16 protein-coding genes are annotated in these 19,760 nt (G+C 69.6%); 12 read left to right on the top strand and 4 right to left on the bottom strand.

Translation table 11 applies throughout. From position 1 onward, the window contains the following. The first annotated feature begins 15 nt into the window (after positions 1-15). The 4 genes from ACN20J_RS31530 to ACN20J_RS31515 all read left to right on the top strand — a co-directional run bounded on the left by ACN20J_RS31530 (position 16) and on the right by ACN20J_RS31515 (position 3,872). Positions 16-1,395, top strand: a complete 1,380-nt coding sequence (locus ACN20J_RS31530) for an APC family permease (protein ID WP_189837424.1) — start codon at positions 16-18, stop codon at positions 1,393-1,395. Between the two features lie 204 nt (positions 1,396-1,599). Further along, positions 1,600-2,808, top strand: a complete 1,209-nt coding sequence (xseA, locus tag ACN20J_RS31525; protein WP_419667338.1) for an exodeoxyribonuclease VII large subunit — start codon at positions 1,600-1,602, stop codon at positions 2,806-2,808. Between the two features lie 21 nt (positions 2,809-2,829). Further along, a complete protein-coding gene (locus tag ACN20J_RS31520) occupies positions 2,830-3,093 on the top strand; it encodes an exodeoxyribonuclease VII small subunit (RefSeq protein WP_189837422.1) in 264 nt (87 codons plus the stop codon). A 188-nt stretch (positions 3,094-3,281) separates the two neighbouring features. Further along, entirely contained in the window at positions 3,282-3,872 is a 591-nt protein-coding gene (locus ACN20J_RS31515; RefSeq protein ID WP_189837421.1) for a malonic semialdehyde reductase, read from the top strand. Between the two features lie 68 nt (positions 3,873-3,940). Here ACN20J_RS31515 and ACN20J_RS31510 read toward each other — a convergent pair whose 3' ends face one another. Further along, positions 3,941-4,459 carry a DUF4245 domain-containing protein gene (locus tag ACN20J_RS31510; protein ID WP_189837420.1) on the bottom strand — a complete coding sequence of 173 codons (519 nt, stop codon included), beginning with the start codon at positions 4,457-4,459 and terminating at the stop codon, positions 3,941-3,943. Between the two features lie 178 nt (positions 4,460-4,637). On the opposite strand from ACN20J_RS31510, the gene glpX reads away from it, so the two are divergent. Continuing rightward, positions 4,638-5,669, top strand: coding sequence for a class II fructose-bisphosphatase (gene glpX / locus ACN20J_RS31505; RefSeq protein WP_189837419.1), 1,032 nt, complete (start codon positions 4,638-4,640; stop codon positions 5,667-5,669). A 210-nt stretch (positions 5,670-5,879) separates the two neighbouring features. On the opposite strand, the gene ACN20J_RS31500 is transcribed toward glpX, so the two are convergent. Both ACN20J_RS31500 and ACN20J_RS31495 read right to left on the bottom strand, forming a co-directional pair. Next, on the bottom strand, positions 5,880-6,257 hold the full coding sequence (locus tag ACN20J_RS31500) for a WhiB family transcriptional regulator (RefSeq protein ID WP_055615018.1): 378 nt from the start codon (positions 6,255-6,257) through the stop codon (positions 5,880-5,882). Between the two features lie 163 nt (positions 6,258-6,420). Then, positions 6,421-7,122, bottom strand: a complete 702-nt coding sequence (locus ACN20J_RS31495) for a DUF1707 SHOCT-like domain-containing protein (protein ID WP_189837418.1) — start codon at positions 7,120-7,122, stop codon at positions 6,421-6,423. Positions 7,123-7,278: 156 nt separating this feature from the next. Between ACN20J_RS31495 and ACN20J_RS31490 the strand changes: the two genes are divergently transcribed. The 5 genes from ACN20J_RS31490 (at position 7,279) to ACN20J_RS31470 (ending at position 15,573) form a co-directional block, all read left to right on the top strand. Further along, positions 7,279-8,946 carry a fumarate hydratase gene (locus ACN20J_RS31490; RefSeq protein ID WP_189837417.1) on the top strand — a complete coding sequence of 556 codons (1,668 nt, stop codon included), beginning with the start codon at positions 7,279-7,281 and terminating at the stop codon, positions 8,944-8,946. 265 nt (positions 8,947-9,211) lie between these two features. Continuing rightward, positions 9,212-10,597 (top strand): class II fumarate hydratase, encoded by a 1,386-nt coding sequence (locus ACN20J_RS31485; RefSeq protein WP_419667337.1) that lies wholly within the window; start codon positions 9,212-9,214, stop codon positions 10,595-10,597. Between the two features lie 73 nt (positions 10,598-10,670). Continuing rightward, positions 10,671-11,363, top strand: a complete 693-nt coding sequence (locus ACN20J_RS31480) for a DUF402 domain-containing protein (RefSeq protein ID WP_361921676.1) — start codon at positions 10,671-10,673, stop codon at positions 11,361-11,363. 366 nt (positions 11,364-11,729) lie between these two features. Beyond that, entirely contained in the window at positions 11,730-13,940 is a 2,211-nt protein-coding gene (locus ACN20J_RS31475) for a SpoIIE family protein phosphatase (protein WP_419667336.1), read from the top strand. A gap of 169 nt (positions 13,941-14,109) precedes the next feature. Further along, positions 14,110-15,573, top strand: coding sequence for a catalase (locus ACN20J_RS31470; protein ID WP_190229668.1), 1,464 nt, complete (start codon positions 14,110-14,112; stop codon positions 15,571-15,573). Between the two features lie 59 nt (positions 15,574-15,632). On the opposite strand, the gene ACN20J_RS31465 is transcribed toward ACN20J_RS31470, so the two are convergent. Beyond that, positions 15,633-18,002 carry a transglycosylase domain-containing protein gene (locus tag ACN20J_RS31465; RefSeq protein WP_419667335.1) on the bottom strand — a complete coding sequence of 790 codons (2,370 nt, stop codon included), beginning with the start codon at positions 18,000-18,002 and terminating at the stop codon, positions 15,633-15,635. 285 nt (positions 18,003-18,287) lie between these two features. Between ACN20J_RS31465 and ACN20J_RS31460 the strand changes: the two genes are divergently transcribed. Continuing rightward, positions 18,288-19,223, top strand: coding sequence for an SPFH domain-containing protein (locus ACN20J_RS31460; RefSeq protein ID WP_419667334.1), 936 nt, complete (start codon positions 18,288-18,290; stop codon positions 19,221-19,223). Then, on the top strand, positions 19,220-19,471 hold the full coding sequence (locus ACN20J_RS31455) for a hypothetical protein (protein WP_189837410.1): 252 nt from the start codon (positions 19,220-19,222) through the stop codon (positions 19,469-19,471). The genes ACN20J_RS31460 and ACN20J_RS31455 overlap by 4 nt, the downstream gene beginning before the upstream one ends. The last annotated feature ends 289 nt before the right edge of the window (positions 19,472-19,760 follow it).

Below are 19,760 nucleotides of genomic sequence, written 5' to 3'. Positions count from 1 at the left end.
TCTCGGGAGGTACGGATGTCCGGCACGGAGACCTCGGCCGCGCGGGCCGACGACGAACACGGCGGACACGGACTGCGGCGCGATCTCGGCTTCCGTGATCTGGTCGTCTACGGGCTGCTGTTCATCGCCCCCATGGCGCCGGTCGGCATCTTCGGGACCCTCGACGCCAAGTCGCACGGGGCGGTCGCGCTGGTCTACGTCGTCGCCACGGTCGCGATGGCGTTCACCGCTTTCAGCTACGCCCAGATGGTGCGCGTGGTCCCCCAGGCGGGTTCGGTGTTCGCCTACGCGCGCGCGGCGCTCGGAAAGGAGGCGGGGTTCGTCGCCGGCTGGATGGCGATGCTGGACTACCTCCTCATCCCCGCGGTGGCGTACCTCTTCTCCGGGATCGCGATGAACTCCCTGGTCCCGGAGGTCTCCCGGTGGGTGTGGACCGCGCTCGCCGTCGTCGTCACGACACTGCTCAACCTGTGGGGCGTACGGGCCGCCGCGCGCGTCGGTTTCCTGGTGCTCGCGATGGAGATCGTGGTCCTCCTTGTCTTCGTCGTGTCGGCGGTCGTCGTCCTCGCGCGCGACGGGGCCGAGCGGGGGTGGCTGTCGCCGCTGTCGGGGGACGGCTCCCAGGGGGCGTTCGCGCTGTCCGCCGTCGTCGGGGCCGTGTCGATCGCGGTGCTCTCCTATCTCGGCTTCGACGCCATCGCCTCCTTCGCCGAGGAGGTGACCGGGAGTTCGGAGAAGGTGGCCAGGGCCGTGCTGTTCTGTCTCGCCCTCGCCGGCGTGCTGTTCATCGCGCAGACGTATCTCATCGCCCTGCTCGAACCGCTGTCGTCCGCGGAGCTCGCCGCCGATCCGGTCAAGCAGGGGTCGGCGTTCTACGACGCCGTGGACGTCTCCGTCGGGACGTGGCTGCACGACCTGGTGGCCGTCAGCAAGGCGATCGGGGCGGCCTTCGCGGCGCTGGCCGGGCAAGCGGCGGCCGGGCGGCTGCTGTTCGCGATGTCCCGGGACCGGCGGCTGCCGCGGGTTCTGTCCCGGACCGACTCCGGGACGCCTCGGGTGGCGCTGCTCTGTGCCGCCGTCATCACGATGGTGGCCGCGGTGTGGGCCGCTCGGCGTGACGACGGGATGGACCATCTGGTGTCGGTGGTCGACATCGGGGCGTTGACCGCGTTCACGCTGTTGCACGCGAGTGTGGTCGGGTGGTTCGCCGTGCGGCGGCTGGGTGGGGCTGTGGTGTGGTGGCGGCATGTGCTGATGCCTGTTGTGGGGGCGGCGATCACTGTGGCCGTGATCGTGGAGGCGTCTGGGACTGCGCAGGTGGTGGGGGCGGTGTGGCTCGTTATTGGGGCGGTGGTGTTGGTGGTTCAGCGGGGGCGGGCCCCTGCGGCCGGCTGACCCGAGGATTTCGCCCCCGCCGCCCCTACCCATTCCCTTCCCTTTTCAGGGGCTTCGCCCCCGAACCCCCAAAAGATTGCGCAGTTCCCCGCGCCCCTAAAAAGGGGCGCGGGGAACTGCGCTCTCAGCCCCGGCCAATCCGCGCCCGCCCAACTCGCCCAGACTCACGGCCGCTCTGTCACAGCCTGCGGCTACGCTCGGCGTATGGCTCTCAATACGTCCTCGGACGCCCCCATCCCCGTCGGTGAGGTGTCGCGGCTCATCGGGGGATGGATCGACCGGCTCGGGGCGGTGTGGGTGGAGGGGCAGATCACCCAGTTGTCGCGGCGGCCGGGGGCGGGGGTCGTGTTTCTGACGCTGCGTGATCCGTCGTACGACATCTCGGTGAGCGTGACCTGCTACCGCCAGGTGTTCGACTCGGTCGCCGACGTGGTGAGCGAGGGCGCCCGTGTCGTCGTACTCGCGAAGCCCGAGTGGTACGCGCCGCGGGGGCAGCTGTCGTTGCGGGCCGCCGAGATAAAGCCCGTGGGTGTGGGTGAACTGCTCGCCCGGCTGGAGCAGTTGAAGAAGTCCCTCGCCGCCGAGGGGCTGTTCGCGGCCGAGCGCAAGAAGCCGCTGCCCTTTCTGCCCCAGCTCATCGGGCTCGTCTGCGGCCGTGCCTCCGCGGCCGAGCGGGACGTGCTGGAGAACGCGCGCCACCGCTGGCCCGCCGTCCGCTTCGAGGTGCGCAATGTCGCCGTGCAGGGCGTCCACGCGGTCCCCCAGGTCGTCCAGGCCGTGAAGGAACTGGACGGGCTCGACGACGTGGACGTGATCATCGTGGCGCGCGGCGGCGGCAGCGTGGAGGACCTGCTCCCGTTCTCGGACGAGCAGCTCGTACGGGCGGTCGCGTCCTGCCGTACACCGGTCGTGTCGGCCATCGGGCACGAACCCGACAACCCGCTGCTCGACCATGTGGCCGACCTGCGTGCCTCCACCCCCACCGACGCGGCGAAGAAGGTCGTCCCGGACGTCGGCGAGGAGTACGAGCGCGTCCAGTTCCTGCGGGACCGCGCCCGCCGCAGCGTCCAGTCCCTCATCGACCGGGAGGAGAGGGGCCTCGCCCACGCGCTGGCCCGCCCCTCGATAGAGGATCCGCACCGGATGGTCGACGAGCGCGCGGACCATGTCGCCTCGCTGCTCGACCGCGGTCGCCGCACGCTCGGGCACCTCCTCGACCGTGCCGACTCGGAGCTGACGCACACGCACGCACGCGTGGTGGCCCTCTCCCCCGCGGCGACCCTCAAGCGGGGATACGCGGTGCTGCAGAAGTCCGACGGCTACGCGGTCCGGTCCCCGGACGAGGTGACGGCGGAGGAGTCCCTGCGGGCGCGGGTCGCCGAGGGCGAGTTCACGGTACGAGTCGATGTCTGAGCAAGACCCTAGGGTGGGCGCATGACCAGCAGGACGGACGAGGCGCTCGGGTACGAGCAGGCACGGGACGAGCTCATCGAGGTCGTACGACGCCTGGAGGCGGGCGGTACGACACTTGAGGAGTCGCTCGCCCTGTGGGAGCGGGGCGAGGAGTTGGCGAAGGTGTGCCGGCGGTGGCTGGACGGCGCCCGCGCCCGCCTCGACGCGGCTCTCGCGGGGGCGGAGGAGGGAGAGGAAGCCGAGGGGTCCGGCAACCGCTCCGACACCGGCTCCGACACCGAGTAGCGCAGGAAGCCCCCTCCCGAAAACACCCTTCCCGCTCACGTTCACATCCGCATCACCAACCCCCGCGGCCTGTGAACCGGATCACCATGCTCCAGTTTTGGTTGAATCCTAAACTTCATCGACGTACCTTCGGGAGTGCAAGGCGATCCCCCACAGGGTTCGACGCACTCCCCCGAAAAGGTTGATTCATGTCCCTCGTCCTCGACCCCACCGCTCAGGACCTGCTCTTCCGCGAGGCCCGCACCGCGAACGCCTTCACCGACGAGCCCGTCTCCGAGGAGCAGGTGCAGGCGATCTACGACCTGGTCAAGTTCGGCCCGACCGCCTTCAACCAGTCCCCGCTGCGCATCACCCTGGTCCGCTCCGCCGAGGCCCGCGAGCGCCTGGTGCAGCACATGTCGGAGGGCAACCAGCCGAAGACGGCCACCGCGCCGCTCGTCGCGATCCTCTCCGCGGACAACGAGTTCCACGAGGAACTCCCGCACCTCTTCCCGCACTTCCCGCAGGCCAAGGACGTCTTCTTCGCCGAGCGCCCGGTCCGCGAGGGTGCCGCCACCGTCAACGCCGCGCTGCAGGCCGCGTACTTCATCATCGGTGTCCGTGCCGCCGGCCTGGCCGCCGGTCCGATGACGGGCTTCGACTTCGCGGGCGTCCAGAAGGAGTTCCTGGACGACGACCACACCCCGCTGATGGTGGTCAACATCGGCAAGCCGGGCGAGAACGCCTGGTTCCCGCGCTCCCCGCGCCTCGAGGCCGACCAGGTCATCACGACGGTCTGAGCCCCGCCCGTACACATGACGACGGCCCCCGGCATTCCTGCCGGGGGCCGTCGTCATGCGTGCGGGACCTACTCCGTCTTCAGGGCCTGCGCCATCTTCGTCAGCTGCGCGAAGGACGCCGTACCGGTCACGACCGTCGTGGAGCCCTTCTCCCGGAGGACGAGGGCGTCGTACTTCGCGCCCTCGTACCGCTGCCAGGAGCGCTCACCGATGCGCTGCGTCGTGTTCGTCTCCTCGGCGCCCTGGCTCGCATCGTCGATGAACGTGACGGGCTTCTGAGTGGACTGCTCGATCGCCACGTACTCACCGTCGGGGTCGTGGAAGCCGAGGTGCCACGCGTCGAAGTCGGCGCCCTGGAACCGCACCGACGTGGCCTTCCACTGCTTGGACAGACCCTCGGGTGCCGCCACCGGATAGGCGGCTGCGCGGCGTGCCGTGAGGAGTTCCACGCGGTAGTCGACCCGCTTGAGAGGGGGCTCCGAGTCGTCATTGGGAATGAAGACGTAGATGAAGCCCGCGACTATGCCGATCAGGCCCAGGGACAACACCATGTCCCGGACCGACTGCTTGCCTTTCATACCTGCCACGCCCCCATCGTCGCAGGTGTACTGGTCTGCTCATCCGTGGGCCCCCCTGCTCATTTTGTCGGACTGAGGATAGAGTCGGCCCGAACCCTCACCGGCCGCCCACCCGTCTCCCACCACCGCCCTTCCAAGGACGCCCTACGGGCGCAGTTTTTGTCTCGTATCAGAAAGGTGCGCTCCGATGACCGAGCATCACTTGCCGTCCGAACTCGAGGTCCCGTCCGAGGCCCCCGACCGAAACCTCGCCCTTGAGCTCGTCCGGGTCACCGAAGCCGCCGCCATGGCCGCGGGCCGCTGGGTCGGCCGCGGCGACAAGAACGGCGCCGACGGCGCTGCCGTACGGGCCATGCGGACCCTCGTCTCCACCGTCTCGATGAACGGCGTCGTCGTCATCGGCGAAGGGGAGAAGGACGAGGCCCCGATGCTCTACAACGGGGAGCGCGTCGGAGACGGGACGGGCCCCGAGTGCGACATCGCCGTCGACCCGATCGACGGCACCACGCTCACCGCGAAGGGCATGACGAACGCGATCGCGGTGCTGGCCGCCGCCGACCGCGGCACCATGTTCGACCCGTCCGCGGTCTTCTACATGGACAAGCTCGTCACCGGCCCCGAGGCCGCCGACTTCGTCGACATCAACGCGCCCGTGTCCGTGAACATCCGCCGGGTCGCCAAGGCCAAGCGCGTCACGCCCGAGGACGTCACGGTCGTCATCCTCGACCGGCCGCGCCACGACGGCATCATCAAGGAGATCCGGGAGACCGGCGCGCGCATCAAGCTCATCTCCGACGGCGATGTCGCGGGCTCGATCCTGGCGCTGCGCGAGGGCACGGGCATCGACCTGCTGCTCGGCATCGGCGGTACGCCCGAGGGCATCATCTCCGCCTGTGCGGTGAAGTGCCTGGGCGGCACGATCCAGGGCAAGTTGTGGCCCAAGGACGACGAGGAGCGCGCCCGGGCCGTCGACGCGGGCCACGACCTCGACCGGGTCCTGTTCACCGACGACCTGGTCTCCGGCGAGAACGTCTTCTTCGTCGCGACCGGGATCACCGACGGTGAGCTGCTGCGGGGGGTCCGCTATCGGCCCGAGACCGCGACGACCGACTCGATCGTGATGCGGTCCAAGTCGGGGACGGTGCGGCAGATCAACTCGGAGCACCGGCTGGCGAAGCTGCGGGCGTACAGCGCGATCGACTTCGACCGCGCGAAGTAGTTCGCTGGTCGAGGTAGTTCGCTGGTCGAGCGTGCGATGCGGACCGTCGGTGGCTGCGGGTCCTTGGGCGGCTGCGGGTCCGTGGGGGCTGTTGCGCAGTTCCCCGCGTCCCTGAAGGGGCGCAACCTGGCCGGCGCGTACGACAACGGCTGATTCTTGTACGCCGATGGGGCGCCCCTTGTGCGGAGGGGCGCCCCATCGGTGTGAGTGTCAGCCGGCCGCGGCTATCGGGCCGGTGGCGCGGGCCGCCTTCTGCAGTTCGAGGTCGCGGCGGCGGCGCCGGGCCAGGACCACGCGGCGCTCGGCGGCGGTGAGGCCGCCCCACACCCCGTACGGCTCGGGTTGCAGCAGTGCGTGCTCGCGGCATTCAACCATCACCGGACAGCGTGCGCAGACCCTCTTGGCCGCCTCCTCCCGGGACAGCCGGGCCGCGGTGGGTTCTTTCGAGGGCGCGAAGAACAGCCCGGCCTCGTCGCGGCGGCACACGGCCTCCGTGTGCCAAGGGGCGTCCTGGTCCCTGTCGCGCACCGGTGCCGGCTGGGGCGGAACGGCGGCGACCTGCAGGGACTGATGCGGCGGATGCAGCACGGTCTACTCCTGACGACGGCTTCGCGAGCGAGAGACGATGCAGCAAGGCCTACCCGCTGTACGCGCGCCTATGCACTCAGTTCCGAAGCGCGGGAGATCCCGACCGGCACTGGACCGTCACTACTGGACCAATACCCTCCGCTCGCCGGGAAATTCGCGACCGTCAATGCCCGAGGTGTTTGCGCAACTTGGCGTTCACCCGGTCCCCGACCCGGTCGAGGATGTCCTCGATCAGCTTGCCCCGCTTGGGTTTTGCCTCGATATTTCCCAGTACGGCCAGTCCGTCCACGTACACCACGGGTGCGTCGTGGTCGGCCGAATCGAGCGTGTCCACCTCGAAGTTGCCGAGGACCCCGCCGCCGTTGCCGCGCAGCGACACGTTCTCCGGGACCCGGATCTCGACGTTGCCGAAGACCGCTATCGCCTTGATCACGACCTGCTGGTGCTCGAAGACCGCCTCGCTGAGGTCTATCTCCACGCTGCCGAAGATCGCGTACGCGTGCGTGCGGCGGCCGATGCGCCAGCGGCCCTTGCGGACGGCCGCGCTGAACACCGCCACCACGTTCTCCTCGGCGACCGGGGGGACCGTGCCCGGGGTGGGGCGGTTCGGCGCCGGGGCGAACGCCGCCGCCGGGCGGGACCGGTGGGCCACCGGCAGGTCCGCCACGAGGGGTTCCAGCTCGCCGACGGTCTTCGCGCGGAAGACGTCCTCGACCCGCTCGGAGTGCTCCTCCGCGGTGAGGCGGCCCTCGGCGAGGGCCTCGCGCAGGATGTCCGCCGTCCGGTCGCGGTCGGCGTCGGACGCCCGGAGGTCGGTCTGCTTCCGAAGGTCGGGTGCGGGTGAGGTGCGCTTCTCTAGGTCCACGACAGCAGCGTACCCAAACGCGATAGATCGCGACTAGAGGGTGTGGACGGCGAACTGAGCCTTACCTCACAAGCTTGGTGTCGGTAGCAGGTTCTACGCTGGTGTGCGCCCGCCAACGGAGGCCGGCCGCTGTCTGTCGATGAAGGATTTGGCGAGATGCCTGAGTTCGCGTACACCGATCTGCTCCCCCAGGGAGAGGACACCACCCCCTACCGGCTGGTGACCTCCGAGGGTGTCTCCACCTTCGAGGCCGACGGGCGCACGTTCCTCAAGGTGGAGCCGGAGGCTCTGCGCGCGCTCGCCGCCGAGGCCATCCACGACATCCAGCACTATCTGCGGCCGGCGCACCTCGCCCAGCTGCGGCGGATCATCGACGACCCCGAGGCGTCGGGCAACGACAAGTTCGTCGCGCTGGACCTCCTGAAGAACGCGAACATCGCCGCCGCGGGCGTGCTGCCCATGTGCCAGGACACCGGCACGGCGATCGTCATGGGCAAACGCGGGCAGAACGTGCTCACCGAGGGCGGCGACGAGGCCGCGCTGAGCCGCGGCATCTACGACGCCTACCTGAACCTCAACCTGCGGTACTCGCAGATGGCCCCGCTCACCATGTGGGACGAGAAGAACACCGGGTCGAACCTGCCGGCCCAGATCGAGCTGTACGCGACCGACGGCGGCGCCTACAAGTTCCTCTTCATGGCCAAGGGCGGCGGCTCTGCCAACAAGTCGTTCCTCTACCAGGAGACGAAGGCCGTCCTGAACGAGGCCTCCATGATGAAGTTCCTGGAGGAGAAGATCCGTTCGCTGGGCACGGCCGCGTGCCCGCCGTACCACCTGGCGATCGTCGTCGGCGGGACGAGCGCGGAGTACGCCCTGAAGACCGCGAAGTACGCCTCCGCGCACTACCTGGACGAGATCCCCGCCGAGGGCTCCGAGCTCGGGCACGGCTTCCGGGACAAGGAGCTGGAGGAGAAGGTCTTCGAGCTGACGCAGCGGATCGGGATCGGCGCGCAGTTCGGCGGCAAGTACTTCTGCCACGACGTGCGTGTGGTGCGGCTGCCGCGGCACGGGGCGTCCTGCCCGGTCGCCATCGCCGTGTCCTGCTCCGCCGACCGGCAGGCCGTCGCGAAGATCACCGCTGAGGGCGTCTTCCTGGAGCAGCTGGAGACCGACCCGGCGCGGTTCCTGCCGGAGACCACGGACGAGCACCTCGACGAGGCGTCGGACGTCGTCAAGATCGACCTGAACCAGCCCATGGACGACATCCTCGCCGAGCTCACCAAGTTCCCGGTGAAGACCCGTCTGTCCCTCTCCGGGCCGCTCGTCGTGGCGCGGGACATCGCGCACGCCAAGATCAAGGAGCGGTTGGACGCGGGCGAGGAGATGCCGCAGTACCTGAAGGACCACCCCGTGTACTACGCGGGGCCGGCCAAGACTCCCGAGGGGTACGCGTCCGGGTCGTTCGGGCCCACCACCGCCGGGCGGATGGACTCGTACGTGGAGCAGTTCCAGGCGGCGGGTGGGTCCAAGGTGATGCTGGCCAAGGGCAACCGGTCCGCACAGGTCACCAACGCTTGTGACGCCCACGGTGGTTTCTATCTCGGCTCCATCGGGGGCCCCGCCGCGCGGCTTGCGCAGGACTGCATCAAGAAGGTCGAGGTCGTCGAGTACGAGGAGCTCGGGATGGAGGCCGTGTGGAAGATCGAGGTCGAGGACTTCCCGGCGTTCATCGTCGTTGACGACAAGGGCAACGACTTCTTCAAGGACCCGGCGCCTGCTCCGACGTTCACGTCGATTCCTGTGCGGGGGCCTGGGCTGGGTTAGCCCGGGGGCGCTGCGGGAGTTTTTTCGCCCCCGCCGCCCCTACCCATTCCCGTCCCTTACTCAGGGGCTCCGCCCCCGAACCCCCGTATCGCGCTGAACGCGCTCGTCCTCAAACGCCGGACAGGCTGAATGTGTCGGCCCGGGCCGCAGAAATCCAGCCCGTCCGGCGTTTGAGGACGAGGCCGTTAGGCCGATGCGGGGGTCTGGGGGCGGCAGCCCCCAGGGGACGGGAATGGGTAGGGGCGGCGGGGGCGCTGTACGTCTCATGAGCGACTACCGGATCGAACACGACTCCATGGGTGAGGTCCGCGTGCCCGCGGACGCGAAATGGCGGGCGCAGACCCAGCGCGCCGTCGAGAACTTCCCCATCTCCGGGCAGCGGATCGAGAGGGCGCACATCGAGGCCCTCGCCAGGATCAAGGCGGCCGCGGCCAAGGTGAACGCCGGGCTCGGGGTGCTCGACAAGGACGTCGCGGAGGCCATCCAGGAGGCGGCCGCGGAGGTCGTGGACGGGAAGTGGGACGAGCATTTCCCCGTAGACGTTTTTCAGACAGGGTCCGGCACCTCGTCCAACATGAACACGAACGAGGTCATCGCCACGCTGGCGACGGAACGGCTCGGCAGGGACGTACACCCGAACGACCACGTGAACGCCTCCCAGTCCAGCAACGACGTCTTCCCCTCGTCCATCCACATCGCCGCGACCGCCGCCGTCACCCGCGATCTCGTCCCCGCCCTTGAGCACCTCGCGGACGCGCTCACCCGCAAGTCCGAGGAGTTCGCCGACGTCGTGAAGTCCGGGCGTACGCATCTGATGGACGCGACGCCGGTGACGCTCGGGCAGGAGTTCGGCGGGTATGCCGCCCAGGTGCGGTACGGGGTCGAGCGGCTTCAGGCCTCCCTGCCGCGGCTCGCCGAGCTGCCGCTCGGGGGGACCGCCGTGGGGACCGGGATCAACACCCCGCCCGGCTTCTCCGCCGCCGTGATCGCCGAGGTCGCGCGGAGCACCGGGCTGCCGCTCACCGAGGCGCGCGACCACTTCGAGGCGCAGGGGGCCCGGGACGGGATCGTCGAGACCAGTGGGCAGCTGCGGACCATCGCGGTCGGGCTGACGAAGATCGCGAACGATCTTCGGTGGATGGCCTCCGGGCCCCGCACCGGTCTGGCCGAGATCAGCCTTCCCGACCTCCAGCCCGGTTCGTCGATCATGCCCGGCAAGGTGAATCCGGTCATTCCCGAGGCCGTACTGATGGTCGCCGCGCAGGTGACCGGCAACGACGCGACGATCGCCACCGCCGGAGCCTCCGGGAACTTCGAGCTCAACGTGATGCTGCCGGTCATCGCCAGGAACGTACTGGAGTCGATCCGGCTCCTCGCGAACGTCTCGCGGCTGCTCGCCGACCGGACCGTCGACGGGATCACCGCCAACCGTGAGCGGGCGCGGGAGTACGCCGAGTCGTCGCCGTCCGTCGTGACGCCGCTGAACAAGTACATCGGGTACGAGGAGGCCGCGAAGGTCGCCAAGAAGGCCCTCGCCGAGCGGAAGACCATCCGTGAGGTCGTCCTGGAGTCGGGCTACGTCGAGCGTGGTGATCTCACCCGGGAGCAGCTGGACGAGGCCCTGGATGTCCTGCGGATGACGCGCCCGTAACGTCATTCGGCCCGGCGCGCGAACCGTGACGCGCGCCGCAGCGTCGTATGCCATGGGCACCTAATATCTGTTCATGGCAGAGGGTGGAGCGGTGACACACGTGGAAGCGGGCGGGTCGGCGGCGTACTGGAACCCCGGGAGTCGCATCCTGTGGCGTTACCGGGAGAACGCCGGCGAGCGCTTCCACATCGTGCGCCCCGCGACGGTCGTGCGGGACGACGAGGAGCTGCTCGCCGTGTGGCTGGCCCCCGGGACGGAGTGCGTGAAGCCCGTCCTCGCCGACGGCACGCCCGTGCACGTGGAGCCGCTGGAGTCCCGTTACACCAAGCCGCGGACCGTGCAGCGCGGCCACTGGTTCGGCACCGGTGTGCTGAAGCTGGCCCGGCCCGGTGAGCCGTGGTCGGTGTGGCTGTTCTGGGAGCCGGGCTGGCAGTTCAAGAACTGGTACGTCAACTTGGAGGAACCGCTGGCCAGATGGGCCGGCGGGGTGGACTCCGAGGACCACTTCCTCGACATCTCGGTGAACCCTGACCGGACTTGGGACTGGCGCGACGAGGACGAGTTCGCGCAGGCCCAGCGGGACGGCCTGATGGACGCCCAACTGGCCGCGCGGGTGCGGGAGGCCGGCCGGGCCGCCGTGGAGGTGATCCGCGCCTGGGGCCCGCCGTTCTCGGACGGCTGGCAGCACTGGCGCCCGGATCCGTCCTGGTCCGTACCCTCTCTTCCGGACGACTGGGATCGTACGCCCGCGCACGTGTCCACGTGAGACCCTTGATGTGCCCCCGTGGTAGAACCGTAGGATCGTCCTCCGCAACGAACAGTCACGGTCGGTGCGCAGCACCGTCGTTGAGGAGTGGTGGTCGGGTGGCGGGCGGGCGCGAGGCGACAACTCCCGGAGCACACGCTGGGCTTGACCGAACGTCACCGAGGGGCGGCAGGACGTGAGCGAGGGGTACGAGGGCCACAGCGGTACGGTCAGGAGACGGCCGGACGGGCTGTTCCCGCCGGTGCCCGACGGCCCCTCTTCTGAGAGGCTGTCTGACCACGCGGTTATTCCGTTCCTGGGGCACGCATTCCGGGTATCGGGATTTCTGCGGGACGAACTGCACGCACGGCGCGCAGCACCGGACGGATGGATTCGACACGCGTGACGGAGCACCCCACCTCCCACGAGCGCCGCCAGCCAAGCGCTGCCCGGCCCACCGCCCCCGCGGACCCCCGCGGGGCGCTTCTGCGTACCCCGGAGCCTCCGGCGCAGGGTTCCACCGGTTTACCCGCACAGGGACGGCCGGCCGAGGCCCCCGCCTCGCCCGGGACCCCGGGTGCGCCCGCTTCCGACGGCCAGTGCCCGACCGGCTCCCCCACGCCCTCGGGCGCCCTCGCCGCCGCCACGGGCACGCCCGCCGCGTCCGGGACCCCGGCCGGCAGCCAGGGCCCGCCCGCGCCCTCCGGCGGCCACGGCCCGACGGACGCGCCCAGCGGCTCGGGATCCGAGCATTCCCAGCCGTCCGTGACCGAGCCGGATCCGCATCGCCCGCGGCCCGCGCCCGAGAGCATCCCGGCCCAGTCGGGTGCCGAGGCGTCCGTGGTCCAGAGCGGCAAGGAGCGGCGTACGGGGCAGGGGCCCGCGCCGGGCACTCCCATGCCCATGCGCCGGGACGGCGACCGGCTGCGCTTCGTGGGGGCCGCCACCCGGCGGATCGCCCGCGGCATCGACCTCGACGAGATCGTGATGGGCCTGTGCAGGGCCACCGTGCCGACCTTCTCGGACGCGATCCTCGTCTATCTGCGCGACCCGCTGCCCGTCGGTGACGAGCGGCCCACCGGGCCCGTCGTACTGCGGCTGCGGCGCACGGACCGGATCCCCGAGGACCGGGACACCGAGGGCTTCCTGCTGCCCGCGCTCCAGCCCGAGCCCGACCTCGGGATCACCGCCGAGCTGTGCACCGTACGGCCCGGTGGCGCGCTGAACGAGGTGCTGCGCGGTGTCCGGCCCGTCTTCGCGGACGCGCCCGCCGCCCGGGCCGCGCTGCCCGAGCTGATCGGCGAGGACCTGACCGTCCCCGGCGGCCAGCGCGCGATCCTCGCCCCGCTGCGGGGCCGCCGCCGGGTGATCGGCGCCGCGCTGTTCCTGCGCCGCCCGGACCGGCCCGCCTTCGAGACCGACGACCTGCTCGTCGCGGCCCAGCTCGCCACGCACAGCGCGCTCGGCATCGACAAGGCCGTGCTGTACGGGCGCGAGGCGTACATCGCTGACGAGCTGCAGCGCACGATGCTGCCCGAGACGCTGCCGCGCCCGACCGGTGTGCGGCTGGCGTCCCGGTATCTGCCCGCCGCGGAGACCGCCCGGGTCGGCGGCGACTGGTACGACGCGATTCCGCTGCCCGGCAGCCGGGTCGCCCTCGTCGTCGGTGACGTCATGGGCCACTCCATGACCTCGGCGGCCATCATGGGCCAGCTGCGGACGACCGCGCAGACCCTCGCCGGGCTCGACCTGCCGCCGCAGGAGGTCCTGCACCACCTGGACGAGCAGGCCCAGCGCCTCGGCACCGACCGCATGGCGACCTGCCTGTACGCGGTGTACGACCCGGTCGCGCACCGCATCACCATCGCCAACGCGGGCCATCCCCCGCCCGTCCTGCTCCACCTGGGCGGCCGGGCCGAGGTCCTGCGCGTACCGCCGGGCGCCCCGATCGGTGTGGGCGGGGTGGACTTCGAGGCGGTCGAGCTGGACGCGCCCGCCGGTGCCACCCTGCTGCTCTACACCGACGGTCTGGTCGAGTCGCGGCTGCGTGACGTCTGGACCGGTATAGAACAGCTGCGCGAGAAGCTCGCCGCCACCGCGCAGCTGACCGGCGCCGACCATCCGCCGCCCCTCGAGGCGCTGTGCGACGAGGTGCTCGACATGCTCGGCCCGGGCGACCGGGACGACGACATCGCGCTGCTCGCCGCCCGCTTCGACGGGATCGCGCCGAGCGATGTCGCGTTCTGGCATCTGGACCCCGAGGACGCAGCGCCCGGCCGGGCCCGTCGGCTGGCCCGCAAGGCGCTCTCCCGCTGGGGCCTGGAGGAGCTCACGGACTCCCTCGAGCTGCTCGTCAGCGAGGTCGTGACGAACGCCGTGCGCTACACGTCACGGCCGGTCACGCTGCGTCTGCTCCGTACGGACGTGCTGCGCTGCGAGGTCGGTGACGACGTGCCGCAGTTGCCGCGGCTGCGGCAGGCGCGGGCCACGGACGAGGGCGGTCGCGGGCTCTACCTGGTGAACAAGCTGGCCAGGCGGTGGGGCGCGACCCGGCTCAGCACGGGAAAGGTGGTCTGGTTCGAGTTGAACCACGGCTGAGTCGATCCCTGATCGAGGGGTACCCAGGGGGGACGCGCCCCCCGGCAGCCGGGTGAGAATCGAACCGGAATTGGACCGCGTCCAAATGTTGCCGACATCCCGTCGGCGGAGTTGACTGCTGGGGTGGCCGAAGCGACCTAACGACTCTCTTCTCGACGGGAGGACGCTCGTGACGCAGGCACCCCAGAAGGCTCCGTACACCACGAACAACGCAGGAATTCCGGTGGAGAGCGACGAACACTCGCTCACCGTCGGTCCCGACGGCCCGATCCTGCTCCAGGACCACTACCTCATCGAGAAGATGGCCCAGTTCAACCGGGAGCGGGTCCCCGAGCGGGTGGTGCACGCCAAGGGCAGTGGCGCGTACGGATTCTTCGAAGTCACCAATGACGTCAGCCAGTTCACCAAGGCCGATCTATTCCAGCCCGGGAAGCGCACGGAGATGCTGGCGCGCTTCTCGACCGTCGCCGGTGAGCAGGGCTCGCCAGACACGTGGCGCGACCCCCGCGGTTTCGCGCTCAAGTTCTATACCGAGCACGGCAATTACGACCTGGTGGGCAACAACACCCCGGTCTTCTTCGTCCGTGACACGATCAAGTTCCAGGACTTCATCCGCTCGCAGAAACGCCACCCGGCGACCGGGCTGCGCAGCAACGACATGCAGTGGGACTTCTGGACGCTCTCGCCCGAGTCGGCCCACCAGGTGACCTGGCTGATGGGCGACCGCGGCATCCCCAAGACGTACCGCCACATGAACGGCTACTCGTCCCACACCTACATGTGGATCAACGGCGCCGGTGAGCGGTTCTGGGTGAAGTACCACTTCAAGACCGACCAGGGCATCGACTTCCTCACCCAGGACGAGGCCGACGAGCTCGCCGGTTCGGACGCGGACAAGCACCGCCGGGACCTGTACGAGTCGATCGAGTCCGGGAACGCGCCGAGCTGGACGCTCAAGGTCCAGATCATGCCGTTCGAGGACGCGGCGGACTACCGCTTCAACCCGTTCGACCTGACGAAGGTCTGGCCGCACGCCGACTACCCGCTGATCGACGTCGGCCGGATGACCCTCGACAGGAACCCCGAGGACTACTTCATCCACATCGAGCAGGCCGCCTTCGAACCGTCCAACCTGGTGCCGGGCATCGGCCCCTCGCCGGACAAGATGCTGCTGGGCCGGCTGTTCTCGTACCCGGACACCCACCGGTACCGGATCGGCCCCAACTACGCGCAGCTGCCGCCCAACCGGCCGCACTCACCGGTCAACTCGTACGCCAAGGACGGCCCCATGCGGTACGAGGCGTCCAACGCGGCCCGCCCGTACGCGCCCAACTCCTACGGCGGACCCGCGGCCGACTACGGGCAGTTCGGCGACCCTGCTAGCTGGCAGACGGCCGGGGAGCTGGTGCGCGAGGCATACAAGCCGCACCGGGAGGACGACGACTGGGGGCAGGCGGGGACGATGGTCCGGCAGGTCCTCGACGACGACCAGCGTGAACGGCTGGTGTCGAACGTCAGCGGGCATCTGCAGGCCGACGTGTCCCGGCCCGTGCTGGAGCGTGCGCTGCAGTACTGGCGGAACATCGACAAGGAGATCGGTGACCGGATCGCCCACTCGGTCAACGGGGACTGAGGGCCGCTACTGGTTCCCCGCGCCCCCTTCAAGGGGCGCGGGGAACTCGTGATCGCCGGTTACGGATCCGACTGCGGGTCGTCCGGGTCCGTCGGCAGTTCTATGCCGTCCGGTGGTGACGGTGCGCTGGTCGTCGGCGTCGGAGGATCGCTCTCGGTCGGGGTCTCCTCGGGACTGCTCTCCGGCGGCGCACTGGTCGTCGGCGGCTTCGTCGTCGGGTCCTCGGTGGTCGGCTCGTCGGACGGGGTCGCCGGCGGCTGAGTGGTCGTCGGTGTGTCCGTCGGCTGGACGGCCGCGCCCTGGTCGGTTTCCAGGTCGAACTTGGAGACACCGCCCATCGCGCCGAAGGTGTACGTCGCCCATATCTGGGCCGGGAAGCCACCGCCGTTGACCCGGCCGCCGCCGGCCGCGCCCTGCAGCGTGACCTGGCTGAACGCCTTGACCTTGACCGGCTTCTCCTTGCCGCAGCGGGTGGTGCCCGCCTTGGCCGCCTCGCCGAAGACGCCCACCGAGGTGACGAGCTTGGGCGTGTAGCCGGTGAACCAGGCCGACTTGTTGCAGTCGGAGGTACCGGTCTTGCCCGCGACCTGTTGGCCGTCACGGGCCGGGTTGTCGCGTACGGACGTCTTGGCCGTACCGTCGTCGACCACGCCGGTCAGCACCGAGGTGACCGTGTCGGCGGCCTCGCGGCTGATGACCTGCTCGCCGATGGCGTCCGAGAACTTGACCGCGCGGTCCTTGTGCTCGACGGACTTCACGAGGGCCGGGGTGACCTTCTTGCCGTGGTTGTCGAGCGTCGCGTAGACGCCCGCCATCTCCAGCGGGCTCGCGCCCATCGTGCCGAGGGTCTGGGCGGGCACCGACTTGGCGCCCTCGACGTCCATGCCGAGTTCGCCCGCGGTCTTCATGACCTGGTCCATGCCGACGTCGACGCCCAGCTGGGCGAAGACGGAGTTGATGGACTTGTTCATCGCGGTCTGGACGGTGACGTCCCCGTAGTCGACGTCGTCCTCGTTCGGCGGGGCGAAGCCGACCTTCTTGCCGTCGTCGACGACAGGACGCTTGCTGGTGCCGTCGTAGATCGTCTTCGCCGTGACCGGCGTGCCGTCCTGCGTCTCGGCGTCCTTGTCGACGGCCGCGGCCAGGATCAGCGGCTTGAAGGTGGAGGCGGGCTGGTAGTCGCGGCGCGTCGCGTTGTTCGTGTAGTGCTTCACGTAGTCCACGCCGCCGTACATCGCGACGACCTTGCCGGTCTTCGGGTCGACGGAGACGGCACCGGCCTGGACGTCGGCGTCGATGTCCCGCTTCTCGGCGTCCAGCTTGCCGGTCAGCTGGCTCTTGACGGACTTCTCCAGCTGGGCCTGCTTCTTCTTGTCGATGTTCAGGGTGATGGTCCAGCCGCCGGCCTTGACCATGGTCTCGGCCTCGTCCATGTCGGCGGCCGTGCCCTGCGCGACGAGCTGCTTCTTCAGCGCGGTGTCGGCGGCCTCCACCAGGTAGCCGGCCTGGCCCTGCAGACCGGGCGCGCCCTGGGGGTCCTTCGGCACGGGGAACTTCATGCCGTCGCGCTTGGCGGAGCTCAGCCAGCCCTCTTCGACCATGTTGTCCAGGACGTAGTTCCAGCGGGCGGTGACCAGCTTCTTGCTGGTCTTGCTCGCGACCGCCCAGTCGTACTGGCTCGGCGCCTGGAGCAGCGCGGCGAGGTACGCGCCCTGCCCTACGGACAGCTCGTCCGCGTCGACGCGGTAGTACGCCTGCGCGGCGGCCTGGATGCCCCACGAGTTGCGGCCGTAGTAGCTGGTGTTGATGTAGCCCGCGAGGATGTCGTCCTTGGACTCCTGGCGGTCCACCTTCAGGGAGATGACCAGTTCCTTCAGCTTGCGCGTGACGGTCTGGTCCTGCGTCAGGTAGTAGTTCTTGACGTACTGCTGGGTGATCGTCGAGCCACCCTGCTTGCCCTTGCCGGAGAGGGTGTTGAGCAGACCGCGGGCCGTGCCCTTCAGGTCGACGCCGGCGTCCTCGTAGAAGGACTTGTTCTCGGCGGCGACGAAGGTCATCCGGACGCCCTTGGAGACCTGGTCCAGGTCGACGAGCTCGCGGTTGACGGCGCCGTCGCGGGCGAGCGTCTTGCCGTCGCTGTACTTGTAGATGTTGCTCTGCTGGACCGCGGCGGCGTTGCCCTTGGGAACGTCGATCATCAGGTACAGACCGATGAAGGCCGCCATCCCGAGGAGACAGAGGCCGAAGAACGTACCGAGGAGCTTCTTCCAGGTGAAGAGGCGACGTATGCCGCTCTTCGCACCGGCCTTCGTATCGGCCTTGGCACCGGCCGTGGCACCACCCTTGGCGCCGGCTCTGGACGAGCGCTTCGGCGCGGCGCGGTGGCCGCCGCCGCGCTGCCGCGCTCGTCTTTCTTCCGCTCGTCCCATGGGTCCGATCCGCTCCGCTTCCGTCTCTCGTGTCTCACAGGTTCACCGGTCAGGTCAGCTCAGCAAACTAACACCGCGCGTGGGGACATAGGACGGTCGATCCCGTCTTTTGCGGACGTGACAATCAGCACCTGTCACCACCTGTCCCTATGGAACCGACGATTCGGATGCGTAGAAGGTTGCTGTGACGGGTAAAGTGATATCACTTAGATAGTGTGAAGCTAGGCGCTCGCACGACGAGCCCCGGCACCACGAATCACCGCACCACGAAACGGGGGATCACCCATGTCCACGCACGACACACCACACATCGCCGACGTTCCCGAGATGCCCGCACCACGCGTCCGGGAGTCCGTCGCGCACAGCATCGGCGGCGGGCTCGCGCTGCTGCTCGGACTGGTCGGACTGCTGGCGGGCGCCGGAATGGTCGTCAGCGCCACCGCGGTGGGCTCCACCGGCGGCAAGGCCGCGCTGATCGTGTCCGGCATCCTGATCGGCCTCGCGGCCTTCGTCGCCATGTGCGGTCTCAACATGGTGGCGCCGGGCGAGGCCCGCGTCGTCCAGCTCTTCGGCCGCTACCGCGGAACGATTCGCGAGGACGGCCTGCGCTGGGTGAACCCGCTGACGTCCCGTACGAAGATCTCGACGCGGGTACGCAACCACGAGACGGCCGTCCTCAAGGTCAACGACGCCTACGGCAACCCGATCGAGCTCGCCGCGGTCGTGGTGTGGAAGGTCGAGGACACCGCGCAGGCGAGCTTCGAGGTGGACGACTTCCTGGAGTTCGTCGCCACCCAGACCGAGGCGGCGGTGCGGCACATCGCCATCGAGTACCCGTACGACGCCCATGACGAGGACGGTCTGTCGCTGCGGGGCAACGCGGAGGAGATCACCGAGAAGCTCGCCGTCGAACTGCACGCGCGCGTGGAGGCCGCGGGTGTGCAGATCATCGAGTCCCGCTTCACGCATCTCGCGTACGCTCCCGAGATCGCCTCGGCGATGCTCCAGCGGCAGCAGGCGGGTGCGGTCGTCGCCGCGCGGCGGCAGATCGTGGACGGTGCGGTCGGCATGGTCGAGGACGCGCTCGCCCGGATCACCGAGCGGGACATCGTCGAGCTGGACTCCGAACGGAAGGCCGCGATGGTGTCGAACCTGCTGGTGGTCCTGTGCGGCGACCGCGCCCCGCAGCCCGTCCTCAACACGGGATCCCTCTACCAGTGACCTCACCTTCCGAGGGGGCTTCCCCCCAGCGGCGGCCTCAGCAGCAGCGCAAGCAGGTGCTGTTGCGGCTGGATCCGCTCGTGTACGAGGCGCTCGCGCGGTGGGCCGGCGACGAGCTGCGCTCCGCCAACGCGCAGATCGAGTTCCTCCTGCGGAGGGCCCTGGCGGAGACGGGGCGCCTGCCGGGCGGGGCGGGGCCGATTCCCCGACGGGGGCGGCCTCCCGCTTCCGGGGAGCCCGAGGAGTAGGTGCCCACGGGGGCGCTGCCGCGGCTGGGATATAGGTGCGGGTCAGCTGTCGCCGGCCGCGCAGTTCCCCGCGCCCCCATTTTTGGGGGCGCGGGGAACTGCGCACGGGGGTTCGGGGGCGGAGCCCCTGAAAAGGGACGGGAATGGGTAGGGGCGGCGGGGGCGAAGAAAGGTCCGCCACCCCAGTGACAGAACCGTGACAATCAAGCCTGACCTGCGAATCCGTACGCCTCGAACGCAGCTATCCACGGTGCGTATACACGCGGTGTATACGCCCTGTGTACAGTGC

The sequence above is a fragment of the Streptomyces sp. 2-1 genome, from assembly GCF_048564895.1.
Taxonomy (GTDB): domain Bacteria; phylum Actinomycetota; class Actinomycetes; order Streptomycetales; family Streptomycetaceae; genus Streptomyces; species Streptomyces phaeochromogenes.
The sequence above is the reverse complement of the archived record's forward strand: the minus strand, read 5'-3'. Positions and strand labels throughout refer to the sequence as shown.

What these genes read in the sequence shown, in the direction of transcription:
- xseA (WP_419667338.1), top strand. Translation starts at nt 1,600, where the DNA reads ATGGCTCTCAATACGTCCTCGGACGCCCCCATCCCCGTCGGTGAGGTG.
- ACN20J_RS31480 (WP_361921676.1), top strand. Translation starts at nt 10,671, where the DNA reads ATGGCAGAGGGTGGAGCGGTGACACACGTGGAAGCGGGCGGGTCGGCG.
- ACN20J_RS31475 (WP_419667336.1), top strand. Translation starts at nt 11,730, where the DNA reads ATGGATTCGACACGCGTGACGGAGCACCCCACCTCCCACGAGCGCCGC.
- ACN20J_RS31460 (WP_419667334.1), top strand. Translation starts at nt 18,288, where the DNA reads ATGTCCACGCACGACACACCACACATCGCCGACGTTCCCGAGATGCCC.
- ACN20J_RS31520 (WP_189837422.1), top strand. Translation starts at nt 2,830, where the DNA reads ATGACCAGCAGGACGGACGAGGCGCTCGGGTACGAGCAGGCACGGGAC.
- ACN20J_RS31485 (WP_419667337.1), top strand. Translation starts at nt 9,212, where the DNA reads ATGAGCGACTACCGGATCGAACACGACTCCATGGGTGAGGTCCGCGTG.
- ACN20J_RS31530 (WP_189837424.1), top strand. Translation starts at nt 16, where the DNA reads ATGTCCGGCACGGAGACCTCGGCCGCGCGGGCCGACGACGAACACGGC.
- glpX (WP_189837419.1), top strand. Translation starts at nt 4,638, where the DNA reads ATGACCGAGCATCACTTGCCGTCCGAACTCGAGGTCCCGTCCGAGGCC.
- ACN20J_RS31515 (WP_189837421.1), top strand. Translation starts at nt 3,282, where the DNA reads ATGTCCCTCGTCCTCGACCCCACCGCTCAGGACCTGCTCTTCCGCGAG.
- ACN20J_RS31490 (WP_189837417.1), top strand. Translation starts at nt 7,279, where the DNA reads ATGCCTGAGTTCGCGTACACCGATCTGCTCCCCCAGGGAGAGGACACC.
- ACN20J_RS31465 (WP_419667335.1), bottom strand. Translation starts at nt 18,002, where the DNA reads ATGGGACGAGCGGAAGAAAGACGAGCGCGGCAGCGCGGCGGCGGCCAC.